Source organism: Pectobacterium peruviense (genome assembly GCF_002847345.1).
Lineage (GTDB): Bacteria > Pseudomonadota > Gammaproteobacteria > Enterobacterales > Enterobacteriaceae > Pectobacterium > Pectobacterium peruviense.
The window spans coordinates 46,278-60,136 of record NZ_LXFV01000022.1 but is presented as its reverse complement, the minus strand read 5'-3'; the positions used below and the strand labels follow the sequence as shown (position 1 = coordinate 60,136).

Here is a 13,859-nt window from a genome sequence, read left to right as displayed (position 1 = left end):
TTATGTTTAAAACAATCATAACCTTTCTACGCAAGCAGTTGCCTAAACTGAAACCCTCCTGGCTACTTTTGGGGGCGCTACTGTGGGTCGTGGTGTTGGTTCTGGCCTGGTGGCTGGGGCCGCGTTTGACTGTGGGCGAGGTTCGTCCGTTACAGGGAATCTGGGGCCGCGTGGTGTTCACGCTGGTGTGGCTGTGGCTGGCGTTCTCCTACAGTGCCTGGCTGGTCTGGCGTCGTGTGCAGCAGATGCGTGCGGAGCGTCATGAACAGCAGGTGATTGAGCAGGACCCTCTACAGGTGTATGTGGACGGTCAGCAGACGTTTCTCGATCGCTGGTTGGAAGCGTTTCAGGCCCAGTTAGGTAAAAAAGCGCTGTATGCGATGCCGTGGTATCTGACGATTGGTTTGGCTGGCAGTGGCAAAAGTAGCCTGATCCATCGCGCCAATCCGGCAAACAAAATGAATCCGAAGCTGGATGCAGAGCTGCGAGACGTGGCGGCAGGCCAGCAGGTGAGCTGTTGGGTTGGGGAGTCTGCGGTTATTTGGGACCCAAGCGGACAACTACTTGCACAGCCTGAGCTGGAGGGCGATTCGCTCGGGCTGCGTTATGCTCGGCTGTGGCAGCACCTGCTACAGTGGCTCAGTGAAAATCGCCGCCGCCAGCCGCTCAACGGTCTGGTTCTCACGCTGGATATTTCCTGGTTAGCACAGGCCGGCGTTGCGGATCGCAAAGCCTACGCACAGGTCATGCGCGCGCGGTTGCAGGAGATTTCGGTCAACATCAATACACGCTTACCGGTGTATATCGCGCTGACTCGATTGGATATGCTGAGCGGCTTCGATAAGGTCTATCGCCAGTTAAACCGCGACGCGCGTCAGGCCGTTTTAGGCGTGACGTTTACGCCGCAGGCGAGCAACAGCAAAGGGTGGCTGGAGGAGCTGGAGCGTTTCTGGGACGAGTGGGTCACGCACCTGAATGACAACCTGCCAGACATGCTGTTGACGCAATCCGACAGAAGTGTACGCAATTCGCTGTTCTCGTTCGTCCGCCAGTTGGCTGGAGTGAAAGACTACGTGATGGACGTGCTGACGGAAACGTTAGCGACGGGCGAGGATCGTGCGTTCCTGATTCGTGGTGTCTACGTCAGTTCTGTTTATCAACAAGGGGTGCCGTTCGATGCCTTTGCGCAGTCGGCTTCCCGACGCTATCAACTGCCAGAGCCGATTAACGCTGCGCTGCGTGGTGAATCCAATACCTTCTTTGTCCAGCGTCTCTTCCCTGACGTCATTTTCCCAGAGGCCAGTCTGGCGGGGGAAAACCGGCTGCATAGCCTTTATCGTCGGCGTCGATTGAGTATCGGCGTGGGCTGCATGCTGCTCGCCAGTTTGGCGCTGGTCGGCAGTTGGCATCATTTCTATCGGGTTAATGAAGAAGCTGGGCGCAACGTACTGACGAAAGCGCAGGCGTTCATCGGCACCAATGAGCTGGAAGGGCAACCGGGCTACGGCTATCAGCAGTTGCCGCGTCTGAATTTGATTCGCGATGCGACCTTATCCTTTGGGAATTACCACGAACGTACGCCGCTGCTGGCCGACCTTGGCCTGTATCAGGGCGGTAAGATTGGGCCTTATGTGGAAGGCACCTATCTGCAAATGCTGAACCAGCGCTTTCTCCCTGCGGTGATGCAGGGATTGTTGGAGGATTTGAATCAGGCTCCCGCTAATAGCGAGCAAAAGCTAACGATTCTGCGCGTGATGCGGATGCTGGATGATGCTTCTGGACGCAATAAAGCGCTGGTCGAACAGTTTATGGCGCAGCGCTGGCAAAAGGCATTTCCTGCTCAAGGTCAGGTGCAGGAAGAACTGATGCAACATCTGGATTACGCTCTGGAACATACCGACTGGCACAAGGCTCGTGAGCAAAAAGATGCGGTAGCGATTAGCACCTTTGCGCCGTTTACTGGACCGATTACGCTGGCTCAGCAGGAACTGAGCAAGCTGCCGATGTATCAGCGCGTTTATCAGAGTCTGGTCATGAAGGCGACACAGGTGCTGCCGCCAGATTTAGCGATCCGTGATGAAGTTGGGCCGACCTTTGATCCGGTGTTTTCCCTGCGTAATGACAAAGCGGGAAGCGTGCCACGGCTGCTGACGTATCCCGGTTTCAGTGATTATTACCTCAAGCAGGACAAAGCGTTGTTAGAGCTGACGGCACTGGATGCCTGGGTTCTGGGGCAGCGTGAGCGCGCGCAGTTTAGTGAAGCAGACCGCCGGGAAATTCTGCGTCAGGTGAACGATCGCTACATAACGGATTACATCAACCAGTGGCAGAAAGTGTTGGCGAACATTGATGTGCAGACGCTCGATACGCCGGAACAGGCGCTCGATATTCTCACGGATATTACCGGCAACGATCAGCCCTTCCAGCGTGTGTTGACCACAGTCAGCGATAACACCCGCATCCGTAAGCTGTCCGACGATGATAACGATACGGCGCAAGGTATCAACACGCGCACGGGTCGTCCGTTTATGACCATCAATGCGGCGCTGAGCGGACGCGGTGAGCAGGGACCATTGGTGCAAGAGGTCAATCAGAAGTTGACTGACCTCTATCACTACCTCGATCAGATCGTCAATGCGACCGATCCGGGGCAAGCGGCATTGAAGGCGGTACAGGCACGGCAGGGAAATAAATTTGCCGATCCGGTGTTCGCCTTACAGCAATACGCCCGCAGCCTCCCCGCGCCGCTGGACCGCTGGGTAGGTCAATTAGCCGGAGAAAGCGCCAGTCTGGTGACCGGCCTTGCGATGTCGTCGTTGAATCAAGAGTGGCTGGATAAAGTCGTGACGCCATTCAATGAAAAGCTGGCGGATCGTTACCCCTTCGATCCGTCATCAAACAAGGATGTGCCGTTATCGGAAATGGAAATGTTCTTCATGACCGGCGGGACGCTGGACAGCTTCTATCAAACCAACCTCAAAGCGATGATGGAAAGCGGCATGCTGGAAGAAGGTATGGCGTCACCGTTGCAGGCTGAACTAGTGAAACAGCTTGAACGCGCTACCCGCATCCGCCAGACCCTGTTTAATGCGCAGGGTAGCCTGGAAGTGCATTTTGTTCTGGAGCCGCTGGAATTGACGGCGAACAAGCGTCGCAGCGTACTCAATCTGGACGGACAACTGCTGGAATACAGCCACGGTCGTCGTCAGAAAACACCGCTGGTGTGGCCAAACAGTATGCGCGATGGAGCCGAAAGCAAGCTGACTCTGGTGCCGGACGATCGTGAGCGCTCACCACGTAGCCTGAGCTTTAGCGGACCGTGGGCGATGTTCCGGTTAGTCAACAGTGACCAGCTAACGCAGGTTAATGAGAACACCTTCGACGTGCGCTTCTCGCTGGAAAACGGCGCGATGACGTATCGCGTATATACCGATGCCAGCCATAACCCGTTTGCTGGTGGTCTGTTCAGCCAATTCACGCTGCCTGACTCGCTTTATTAACTTAACTCTCGGGAGCCTACTCAGGCTCCCTATTGCTGGATGATGTGATATGCAAGATGCACAACAAGCCCTGAAAGTGGGCCGGGATCCACGGATGCTGCCGGAGTTTGATGCACTTCGGGCGGAAATTAACAAGTTGAGTCACGCGTCTCGTCCCGATGTGGATTGGATGCTGGTGCACGATATGGCCACCACCATCTTTGAAAAACAGGGTGTGGATCTCCAGACTGCGATCTATTTCACTCTGGCGCGTTCACGGCTGGCTGGATTGACGGGCTTCACGGAAAGCTGTGAGTTTCTGGCGAACCTGATCGTGACGCAGTGGGATAACTTCTGGCCGCCAGTGCATCAGGAACGGGCGCGTATCGAGATGCTGGACTGGTTCATTGCCCGCATCAGCGAGGTGGTGCGGCAGTACGCTATCAGCCATGAACACAAGCGGCTGGTTTATCGTTGCGAACGCGCGCTGCAATTGATGAGTGAAAAGCTGCACAACTCGGGTTTGAGCCGCATTCCCCGCGTCGAGAATTTGCTGCACTTCGTCGAAGGTTATACCCATCTGTTTGATGAAACCGAGATTGTCATTGTGTCGGACGATCAGGAACTGAGAAAACAGGATATGCAGATTCCGCCTATGGTGTTCTTTCATTCAGACATGGAGCCGGGCGCGACGGTGCAAAGCGGTGGTTCATCAGGCTCGGGTCAGGCTGCACTGCCCGCAGGTAGCATTCTCATTGGACGGGAGAAGGGGCAAATGAAACCGACGGTATTGAAAATTGAGGCGCATAAAAAGCAGAAGCCAGCTTGGTTCTGGTTTGTCTCCGGGTTGCTGACTTGCGCGCTACCTGTCGCCGCTATTACGGGGTGGCAGTATTGGCAGGAACAGAAAGCCGATGCGCTGGCATTGCTGCAACAGCCCGCGTACGCCTTGCCTACTGCCCCCGACCATAATGACATTCGCCGGGTGCGTATTGTTCTGGGTGAGCAGAAATTGCAGGGCATGGAAGGCGAACTGATCAACCGCTATCAGGCACAGCTGGAACAGGTGAAAAATGCGTCGCCTTTCTACCTGTACCAGTACGGTAATGGGTTGAAAAACGTGATGCAGCAACTTTATCCCGATTCGCTGGCGGTGAAAGAGATGGAGCGCCAGTGGCAAATTGCGCTTGAACGCCAGCAGGGTGATGAACCGAAAACACAGGGTTACGAACAGGCGCGTGCCAGAGTCAACGATACGTTGCAGCAACTGCTGGAACTGGAGCGTCAGCGGCGGACGGTGACGATCTCCTACCTGAAATCAAAACTCTACGATATGCAAAAAGATCTGATATCGGATGTCCCCTTTGGGATACGGCTGCGTGAACTTGAGGCGCGTAAAATCAAGAGCCAATCGCTGACGCCAGCGGAGCTACGCGGTATGGAGGATGAGCTGCGCGCCTTCAATATTCGCTTGTACCGTTTGCAGCAGGGTAATTCTGCCAGTTGATTATCGTGAAGGGAAAACCGCTGAGCCCATGATGAAATACAACAAATTATTGATAGTCCTGTCGGCCTGCTGGCTGGCGTCATGTCAGGCACCTGTGACGTCGCTGCCTGAATCGGAGTTAGTGGCGTCAGCGAACCGCGGAAATGGTGAAGCGCAATATCAGCTGGCAAAGACGCTAGCCACACGTTCCCAGTACACCGAGGCGATGCAATGGATGCAGAAGGCGTCTGGGCTGTCTGAACTCCCCGGAAATGCAGAAATGCGTGCGGCTGCTGCGCTTCAGGTCGGCGATTGGTATCAGGCTGGATTAGGCGCGCCCAAGAACAGCCCGTCTGCCCGCCAGTGGTGGGGAACGTCCTCACGTCTGGGAAATGGCGAAGCAGGACATCGGCTCGGTATGGACTGTCAGGTTCAGCATCAGGGAAAGCTGGTAGCAGCCTGCCTGAATGCATTTGAATCGGCTGCGGCGAATGGTTATCCCCACGCACAGCTGATCGTTGCTCAGTGGCATGCGACGCATGCGGGCGGTGAAAAAGAGGCTGTAGTGTGGTTGCTGAAGGCTTCTGAACTTGGCAATCGGGATGCGCAATATCAGCTAGCGCAGCGCTATGAGCAGGGCAACGGCGTGGTTATCCGTCGCGATCTGGCCGAGCGCTGGTATTTCCGTGCCGCGACGCTCGGTCAGGCACAGGCGCAACGGTGGATGGCCCTGCATGAAGACGGTGAGAATGCGTTGAACTGGTATCAAAAATCCGCGTCATCAGGTGATGCGGAAGCCCAGCTTTGGCTGGGCAAGGCATACCGCGAAGGTAAGCGCTTACCTTGGGATGAGCAGAAGGCGCGTTACTGGCTGGAACGTGCTGCGTCTGGAGGATCGGGCGAAGCCGATTATTTACTTAGCCAGAGTCAGACAACCCATGAAAAGCGTGAACATTATCTGGTTCAGGCGTCCTCTGCGGGCTATATCCGAGCGCAACGTGAACTGGGTGAGCGGCTATTTAAAGTGAACGAATTCGCGCGTGCGCGTGAAGAATATGCCAAAGCAGCTTCAGCAGGAGATGCCGAGTCACGACTGGCCTATGGCGAGATGTTGCGGCTGGGACAAGGCGGTAAAGAGGATTATGTTGAAGCGATGAAGCAGTATCGTCTGGCGGCGAATGACGGTAACCGTATGGCTCAGTATCGTATGGGGATGATGCGTCAAGATGGACTGGGGGCATCCCGCAATCGTATTCATGCTTACGCCTGGTATGCCATGGCGGCGACGGAGGGGATGAACGAAGCCATCCATGCGCGTAACGATCTGGAAGCGACAATGCAGCCTGATGAAATCAAAGCCGGACAGCGGCTGGCGATGCACTGGTCGTCAGGAAAGACAGAGTAATCCACTGCGGATTTGTTGGTGGTAAATAGCTGATGAATAGTTAAGGTAGAACCGATAAATCATCACGGTTTAATGAGATCGTAATGACAATAACAGGCGGGTGTTGCGTGATAGCAGCACCCGCTTTTTTGTTGTTATTCCGCGATCTATATGCCTATTTTTCATCATAAATGAAAGTGATTACTTACTTATATTCTTATAGGAAATGAACAAATTATCGCCATATATCGTTCTTTACTATTAATGATCACTATTTTAATTGGTTATTTATTTGATTAATTCAGCACTAATAAAAACTTTCAGAATAACTGCGCATTCTGCGCAACTTCTTGCTCACTTTCTGGTGTAAATCACTTTTTGCGCAATGTTTGCAAACGATTCGAGAAGTCTGCGCAACTTATTGCTCAAATTTTGCTTAGGGGGAATTTTAGTTAAGTTATTTTTCATTAAAAACAACAAGATAAAAATTGGCATGGGGATTGCTATACAGACGGTGAAGTTACTAAACCCGTTTAACTATTCCCCGTTTCAACAACAAGGAGCAAGACTATGCCAACTCCATGCTATATCAGCATCGAAGGTAAAACTCAGGGCAATATCACCGCTGGTGCCTTCACATCTGATTCTGTCGGCAACATCTATGTGGAAGGCCACGAAGACGAAATGCTGGTACAGGAATTCAAACACATTGTAACCGTACCGACCGACCCGCAGTCTGGTCAGCCATCTGGCCAACGCGTGCACAAGCCGTTCAAATTTACTGTCGCGCTGAACAAAGCGGTTCCGTTGATGTACAACGCCCTGGCGTCTGGCGAAATGCTGCCGACCGTGACCCTGAAATGGTACCGCACGTCAGTTGAAGGTAAACAAGAGCATTTCTTCTCTACCGTACTGACCGATTCCACCATCGTGGACATCGATTGCAAAATGCCACACTGCCAGGATCCGTCAAAGATGGACTACACCCAACTGATTGAAGTGTCGCTGGCCTACCGCAAAATTGACTGGGAACACACCGTTGCTGGTACGTCCGGTTCTGATGACTGGCGTGCGCCGGTCGAAGCGTAATTCCTATTTAACCCGGGCTTGCTCGGGTTTTCTGTTTTTTCTCTGATGTGAGTCGTGGTGTGAGCAGACTCAGACCACAGCTCAGGTTTTCATTTTTATCAGGATAGCGACGTACCGCTCCGGAGGAACCCGAGGCGTGCGGTAGCCATGGCAACGGCCAGTAAGGAGAGGACAGGTGGCAAACAGTACAGGATTACAGTTCACCGTAAAGGTTGGCGCCCTGGAGGCAGGCACCTTTGCGGTGGTGGATTTCAGGCTGGATGAGGGGCTGAATCGGCCCTTCAGCCTGTCGCTGAGTCTGGCGAGCGCGTTGCCGGATATCGATTTTGGCACGGTACTGGACCAGCCGTGCGAGCTGCTGATTTGGTATGAAGGCGAACTGAAGCGCCGGGTCAGCGGAGTGATCAGTGGATTTACGCAGGGCGATACCGGATTCCGGCGCACGCGCTATCAAGCGGAAATTCGGCCTGCTATGTGGCGGCTGGGGCTACGCACCAATGCCCGTATCTTTCAGGCGCAGAAGCCGGAAGCGATTATCGGCGCATTGCTGGAAGAGGCGGGTATTACCGACTACGCCTTTGCGCTGCGTAACGAGCACGCTGTACGGGAATATTGCGTGCAGTATCGGGAAAGCGATTTAGCCTTTATCACCCGACTGGCGGCAGAGGAAGGTCTGTATTTTTTCCACGAGTTTGAGGAAGGCAAGCATCGGTTAGTGTTTGCCGACGATGCGGGTGCACTGACCAAAGGGCCAGAACTGTTCTTCAATCTTGCCACACAGGGGTTGAGTGAAGGTGAGTACGTGCGACGTTTCCACTATGCGGAACGCGTGAGCACCGCCGAAGTGGAACTGAAGGATTACTGCTTCAAGACGCCGGCTTATGGGCTGTCGCATAAGAAGATGAGCGGTGAACTGGAGCACCAGCGCGAAAGCTATCAGCACTACGATTATCCGGGACGTTATAAGCAAGATCCGAGCGGCAAGGCGTTCAGCGGCTATCGTCTGGATGCGCTGCGCTCAGGGGCGGTGACGAGCGAAGGAGAATCCAACTGTGCGGGGCTGATGCCGGGCAATACCTTTACCCTGACGGAGCACCCGAATGCGACGCTGAACGCAGTATGGCAGACAGTGAGCGTGACGCACGTCGGGCAGCAACCGCAGGCGCTGGAAGAAGAAAGCGGCGGCGAGCCGACGACCATGAGCAACAGCTTTGCTGTGGTAAAAGGCACGACGACGTGGCGCGCTGCGATGCCGTATAAACCTATGGTGGACGGCCCGCAAATCGCGACGGTGGTCGGTCCGGCGGGGGAAGAGATTTACTGTGATCAGTACGGTCGGGTAAAACTGCAATTCCCGTGGGATCGCTACGGCGCGAGCAACGACCAGAGCTCTTGCTGGGTGCGTGTCAGTCAGGGTTGGGCAGGCGGCCAGTACGGCATGATCGCGATCCCGCGCATCAACCATGAAGTGATCGTCAGCTTCCTCGAAGGCGACCCGGACCAGCCGATTATCACCGGACGTACTTTCCACGCGACCAACCCGACGCCGTACGTTTTACCCGCACATAAAACGCGCACAACGCTGCGTACTGATACGCATAAAGGCAATGGCTTCAACGAACTGCGTTTTGAAGATGAGGCGACGCGTGAACAAATTTACTATCACGCTCAAAAAGATATGGATGGCGTCATCAACAACATCCATCGGCAGAGCGTGGGGCGCGATCAGCACCTTAGCGTCGCTCAGGATCAGTTCCAACGGGTCGATCGTCACCGTCACCGAACGATAGGCAAAGATGACTTTGAAAACATCGGTCAGGATCATCATCAGGAAATTGGCCGAAGCTTCATTCAGAAGATTGGCTCTTCGTTCAAGCGCTTTATCGGTGGGGGAGAGATTACCCGTATTGAAGGAAGCCGTCAGACTACGATGTCCGGCTCTGAAGAGACGCTGATCGGAGCGCACCAGCGTGTTTTGGTCAATACGGACAGCTATCTGAAAGCCGCGGATATTGTGCTGGAAGCAGGGCAGGCTCTGACGATTAAAGCGCCTGGCGGTTTTATCAAGATTGATAGCACGGGCGTCACGATCTCCGGGACGATTGTGAAAATCAACGATGGTGGTGCGGCTGGCGTAGGGACGGCGCCGGTGTCGATTACGCCAGAAGACCCGACTAAGCCTACGCAGCCGGATGCGCCAGACAGACGTTAAGGAGGAACTATGCCAGGTGCTGCACGTTTAGGAGACAGCTGCGCGGGTCACGGCTGTTTTCCTGCCACCCCAATTATTGAAGGCAGTGGTGATGTCATCATCAATGGCAAACCCGCGGCCCGTAAAAGTGATGCAGTCTTACTTCATGCCTGTCCTTGCCCGAATGTGCCTCACGGCGTACACAGTCGAGCGATATCTGCGGGTTCCGGTACGGTCATCATCAATGGAAAGCTGGCGGCGCGTATCGGTGATGCGATTGGCTGTGGCGGCTCGGTCGCTGCAGGCAGTGGGAACGTAATCATTGGCGACTCGCCTTATCAGTCCCCTGTGAAACCGTGTGCCGAACAATCGGCCAAAAGTCGCGCGCCTCTACTAGCATTAACGCCAATGCTGTTGCCGACATTAATGGAATGGGCTTCGGTCGCCGAGTTGCCCATTCTTGATGACCTGCTCTCCGTCGCCCAGCGTAAAGAGCGTTATCTGGCGCGTGCCAAGTTGGCTACCGAGGCGGCGACGTTGCCGGGATTAGCCGATGCGGCAAAACGGCTGGCGTTTAATAACGACAGCATCTTGCGCGCTGAGGCGGCTCAGTACGTTTATTCGGTCGATGAATTTCGACGAGGCGTGCTGGATAAACTGCCTAAGGCTCCGGTTGGTCTGGAACTGCTGGATGTCCAAAAACTTCCTGGTTTGACGGACAATGATTTTATGGATAAGAAAACAGGGTTTGGTTCTGCCCTGTTCAAATCAGCGATTAATGGTGAAACCATGTTGACCTATAGGGGTACCAATAATGCGGTGACGGGAGTGAAAGACTGGTTGACTAACGCCACTCAGGGTATGGGATTTGAATCAGCGCAATACAAACAAGCAATGGATCTCGCGACTCAAGTCAAAGATCTGATGCCAAATCCTCCACCTGTTATTGTTGGCCACTCTCTGGGGGGCGGGTTAGCCTCTGCAGCGGTCAGTGCGACAAAACTTCCCGGCTATACGTTCAATGCCGCAGGATTACATGAGAATACTGCCTTGCGAGGTGGTGGTGCGACATTGGCAGAAACGGCATCATTGATTAAAACACAAGCGGTTGATGGCGAGATATTAACCATGGTGCAAACCTACGGTAAAGCTTTGATTCCAGGCTTGCTATCCGGTGCGGGCGCATTGATTGGCGGAACCGCCGGTGCGGCGCTAGGGGGCGTTATCGGTGTTGCAAAGCTACTGGGAGGGGGGCTGCCGAAAGCAAGCGGTGATATGATGGCGCTTCCCGCTGTTGGCGGTTCACCGATTGCGCGTCACGGTATGGATCAGGTGGTTGCGGGTATTGAAAGCCAGAAAAAGGAAGATATCGGGAAGATAACCAATACATTCAGGGGAATATAATGCAATGGTTGGCACGTATAAAATGGGTAGGCGTCGTTATTCTGGGATTATTAACCGCTTGTCAGGCAGGAGGACACAGTATGCGGGCGAGTGAACTTTTTGAACCACCTGTGGTGGCTGTGCTGGAAAGCATTCAAAAAGGTGACGAATCAGCAGCCCGTCATCAACTGTCACAGGGCGTTAACCTGAATATTAAGGGAAAAGAAGGTGTTACTCCGTTGTTGTGGCTGATTTATGAGACGAAGGATAAAAAAGCCGTCACGCTGGCGCTGAAACTGGGTGTCGATCCAAACTATAAAGACGGATTTGGCGACAGCGCAGTTAATTCCGTGGCGGGAGCCAAAGATCCAGATTGGCTTCGCATTATTCTGGATGCTGGTGGCGATCCAAATGCAATTGGTCGTCGTGGTCAGCCGGCAATATTTAGTGCCATTAATGAGCAACGGTGGGCTGATATTAAGCTACTCGTTGAGAAAGGGGCTGATCTGAATTTAGAAGATCAAAATAAAAGAAATAGTGCGCTTTATGCCGCTTATGTAAATGAATACGAAATTGTGTATTGGTTGATTGAGCAGGGCGCAAGTTTCGATACTTATTCTTCAACCGGTAGTAGCTTGGCGTGGCGTGTACACGACAGCTTATCCATTATGTCCCCTAAATCACCTCACTATCCTTGGGCGCTGAAGGTAAAACAGCTATTACTGGATCGCGGTGTTAAATTCCCACCGTTGTCGCCTGCTGAAGTTAGGGATCGTTGGGAAAAAGGACTACCGCTGTAATTTCTTTTCGATTTGTAGTGTTTATTATCCATTTCGTGTCATAAAAATAAACTGCGTTTACCGACCAGATAATCATGCTGATTATCTGGTCGGTGCTGCGATCAATGAATACACCTCATCGTATTAAAAATTATATTATTTATTTACAGGCAAATAATGATGATGGCAAACGGTTATACTCTGTTTGAAATCAGCCAGTTCGATGCGCCTTTATACGCTATTATCTCGCCGCTGAGTTATCCAAAATTACCTGAATATTGGCAGGCTTTTCAACCTGCTGCTGCGGATATATGGCAACAGCTGCATTTTGGCAAGGATGCTGAAGACTGGCAGATGTGGGCTCCAATTGTGGTGAAAATAGAAGAAGGCAAACCAGGCGAAACCTTATTGCATTGGCTGACAGAGACGCAGCCGGAGCGGCATGGTGGCGTGATTCTTACGCATAGCGCACTGACATTGCAGCAGGTTGCTGACTTTTGGCAGACGCGTATTTTCTGTCTCTGGCCTGATGGCACACGAGCGCTGTTTCGTAGCTATGTGCCAGAGGTTTTATCGACCTGGTGGTCTACCCTTGACCTTGCTGCTCAAACTGATTTTCTTGGTCCGTTAAATAATATGTATTTGCCTATAGTGAATAGCGAGCGAGGGGAGTATCAGCTATTTTCACAGCAGGCTGTTAATAAAGAAAATAAGATCGAAATTAATAAAAATTACCAAATTAACTTAACGAATTATCAATACTACCTTCTCGCCAATGACAATCGATTACACCGATTAGCGAATGAACTCTTTCTTTTTGTCAGTGCGCAATGTGCTTTTCCTCTGGATGTCGAAGTAGTAAAGGCCCGATTTATTAGCGGCATTGCATTAGCTGAGAAATATTACCCTAAAGCCAGCGAAGCGGAATGTGAAGCCTGGTCTGCTCATCGCTGGGTACTCGGTAGCGAATTCTATTTACACCCGATTTTTATTCATCTGATTGAACGCTATTCGATTGCGGACAGTATTCGGATTTTTAAATCTGAGCCTGAACGTACTGAAAGTGTACAGCTTAATTACCATCGCCTCGGTTGGATGCGGGGAGAGTTACCTGACATGACGGAGGTCACGCTGTGAGTGTATCGCAACCTTTCCTTGAACTGACGCCGGAAGATGATGCCGTCTGGCAAACGCGTGTCGCTCAGGGTGGCTGTTTTGTTATTGCTGAGGCATCAATGAATGATGCCGTGCCTTGGCTGGCCGAGCGCTGGGGAGGCAGTCTGGAACAGACGCGTTTGTACTGGGGGGAAACGGGGCGCGTTCATGCGTCGGTAGCGCCGTATTGCATCCCGCTTAACGCGGCTAACTGGTCGCAGGTGAAAGAACACATTATCACCCAGTCTGGGTGGGGAATGGGTCTGCAACTGGAATGGTTTATGCAGGCGTACTCGCCGCTCGATCAATTACTTGAGGTAACAAAGCATCTGCGGCAGTGGAGTCTGGTGGCTTCACCTTCCGGGGAAAATGTCATTCTGCGTGTGGGTGACTGGCGGGTGGTGAATCAACTGCTATCAGCCAGTTCTGTACAAGAAGCCTGCGCGCTCTATGGCCCGATAGCCAGCTTCTGCGATATTTCGCCTGATGGAACCGTACGTGCTTTAAACCTGACAGCCCGTGAACCCCACTCCATTCCCGACATCCTGCCGCGTCAACTGAGCGATGAACAATGGCAAGCCATCATGGTGCCTTCTGAACATCAGAATCTGGCGCGCTACAGGGAACACCTGCGCGCTTACCATGCTGGCTGGCAACATGCACCTGACGATGAGTTACAGACGTTTACCTACCAGCAGGCGGAACAGGCGAGGAACAACGGCTTTAACAATGACCGCGATATCGTGCGTTGGCTGGCATTGGCGACAGAACTCTCGCCGGAATTCATTCATCAGCCCTGGGCAAAAAATATTCTGATACAGCCGGAATACATCGGCACGCAAAGCCGTATGGATCGCCTGTATCAGGCAGCAATTGACCACCTGGACGAAGCATAAAATAAAAAGGACGTCAT

The 13,859-nt window shown here is 52.9% G+C and carries 9 protein-coding genes; all 9 read left to right on the top strand.

What is annotated here, in order from left to right; all coding sequences use genetic code 11:
* Positions 1-2: 2 nt before the first annotated feature.
* The 9 genes from tssM (at position 3) to A0G03_RS15995 (ending at position 13,842) form a co-directional block, all read left to right on the top strand.
* Positions 3-3,500, top strand: a complete 3,498-nt coding sequence (tssM, locus tag A0G03_RS16035) for a type VI secretion system membrane subunit TssM (protein ID WP_048261803.1) — start codon at positions 3-5, stop codon at positions 3,498-3,500.
* A gap of 49 nt (positions 3,501-3,549) precedes the next feature.
* Positions 3,550-4,986 (top strand): VasL domain-containing protein, encoded by a 1,437-nt coding sequence (locus tag A0G03_RS16030; protein ID WP_048261802.1) that lies wholly within the window; start codon positions 3,550-3,552, stop codon positions 4,984-4,986.
* A gap of 28 nt (positions 4,987-5,014) precedes the next feature.
* Positions 5,015-6,370 (top strand): tetratricopeptide repeat protein, encoded by a 1,356-nt coding sequence (locus A0G03_RS16025; RefSeq protein WP_048261800.1) that lies wholly within the window; start codon positions 5,015-5,017, stop codon positions 6,368-6,370.
* 549 nt (positions 6,371-6,919) lie between these two features.
* Positions 6,920-7,438, top strand: a complete 519-nt coding sequence (locus A0G03_RS16020) for an Hcp family type VI secretion system effector (protein ID WP_048261798.1) — start codon at positions 6,920-6,922, stop codon at positions 7,436-7,438.
* A 175-nt stretch (positions 7,439-7,613) separates the two neighbouring features.
* Positions 7,614-9,650 (top strand): type VI secretion system tip protein TssI/VgrG, encoded by a 2,037-nt coding sequence (locus A0G03_RS16015; protein WP_048261796.1) that lies wholly within the window; start codon positions 7,614-7,616, stop codon positions 9,648-9,650.
* Between the two features lie 9 nt (positions 9,651-9,659).
* Positions 9,660-11,033, top strand: a complete 1,374-nt coding sequence (locus tag A0G03_RS16010) for a PAAR domain-containing protein (RefSeq protein ID WP_048261795.1) — start codon at positions 9,660-9,662, stop codon at positions 11,031-11,033.
* Between the two features lie 80 nt (positions 11,034-11,113).
* Entirely contained in the window at positions 11,114-11,812 is a 699-nt protein-coding gene (locus tag A0G03_RS16005) for an ankyrin repeat domain-containing protein (RefSeq protein ID WP_048261955.1), read from the top strand.
* A 159-nt stretch (positions 11,813-11,971) separates the two neighbouring features.
* Positions 11,972-12,928: a DUF4123 domain-containing protein gene (locus tag A0G03_RS16000; RefSeq protein ID WP_048261793.1), complete on the top strand. Its 957-nt coding sequence runs from the start codon at positions 11,972-11,974 to the stop codon at positions 12,926-12,928.
* Entirely contained in the window at positions 12,925-13,842 is a 918-nt protein-coding gene (locus A0G03_RS15995; protein WP_048261791.1) for a DUF4123 domain-containing protein, read from the top strand. Before A0G03_RS16000 ends, A0G03_RS15995 begins: the two co-directional genes overlap by 4 nt.
* Positions 13,843-13,859: the final 17 nt, after the last annotated feature.